Source organism: Oleiphilus sp. HI0079 (genome assembly GCF_001635105.1).
The window spans coordinates 1-1,177 of the sequence record NZ_LWFT01001042.1 but is presented as its reverse complement, the minus strand read 5'-3'; the positions used below and the strand labels follow the sequence as shown (position 1 = coordinate 1,177).

Annotated in this window: 2 protein-coding genes; one reads left to right on the top strand and one right to left on the bottom strand. The window is 45.7% G+C overall.

Features of this window, described 5'->3' with window-relative positions; all coding sequences use genetic code 11:
• On the bottom strand, positions 1–461 hold a 461-nt coding region (locus A3750_RS18760; RefSeq protein ID WP_068548613.1), incomplete at its 3' end, for a regulatory protein RecX.
• A 176-nt stretch (positions 462–637) separates the two neighbouring features.
• Here A3750_RS18760 and A3750_RS18755 point away from each other — a divergent pair.
• The coding region (locus A3750_RS18755) for a hypothetical protein (protein WP_197475150.1) at positions 638–1,177 on the top strand (540 nt) is incomplete at its 3' end.

The following is a 1,177-nucleotide window of genomic DNA, read 5'->3' as shown; positions in this document are numbered from 1 at the left end:
TGCATAGCGTAATGAATCTGATCACTACTAAACCCTCGACTGTACAAAAACCGCTGTTGTTTGGCGCGTAACTTTTGATCATCACCAGGATCATCCAGCCCGAAGCGCCGCTCTCTCACTTGTCGAGCCAACTCAAACCAATCGATATCACATGCCTCAAAAGACAAAGAGACTAACTCGCTATCAACACGTTGCAACTGCAACTCCTGACGCACACGCGCAGGGCCTTGCCCTTTTGCAGAACGCGACCGAATCAACATATCGACATAACGCTGCTCGGACAAATACCCAAGTTCAATCAATTGAGTCGTGATTTCATCAAGCAGCCTCGGATCAACATCCGGAGCGTGACGGCGGAGCTTTTCGCTGAGTTCATGTACCGAATGATCCCGTCTTGATAGCAAATCAAGCGCTTTGCTCTTCAAATCAGTGACCAAGGTTTTGTCTTCAGATTCTTCCACTACATTGCTCTTAAAGTGATGAAATTAGGGCTTTTAAATAAACGCTTCTTTGCACACAAATTCAAGGGTAAACTAATTAACTTGCCGCGCAAAAACATGATAAGAATACGCGCACTCCAAGAACAAATACTATCGCGAAACCACTATGGCTCGCGTTCGAAAAAGCAGGGACCCTCATGGCCAGTTTTTTATCAAAGCTTTTTAAGCCCAAGTGGCAACACGCCTCATCAGAAGTACGCAAAAATGCTATTGCAGACCTGAATTCAGCCAACAACGAAGAGCAACAGACGCTCGTCCAGCTTATGCTCAATGATGCGGCAGCAGATGTTCGTATTGCTGCGCTTAAACGACTCTCAGACCCAGCAACGATTATCAAGCACTACGCTTCCTTAAAAGAAGAAGACAAATCGCAAGCGCTTGAAATCACAGCAGAACAAATCAAGCAGTTAGGGCTAAGTCTGTTTGATTTAATTCAAAACGACCAACTATTGGCTGAAATTATCATTGCCTCCGAGTCGCAAAATGACTTTATGAACGGTTTAGCTCGCTTGCAAGATGAGCAAGCCCTTCTGGCAATCGCAAGCAAAGCGAACCTTAGCCGCGTGCGCCAAGCTGCGACCGAACTCATCGAAACGGAACAAAACCTTCAACAGGTCATTGATGTTGCGCGCTCAAAAGACAAAAACGTTTTCCAAATTGCCAAAGCGAAGCTAAGC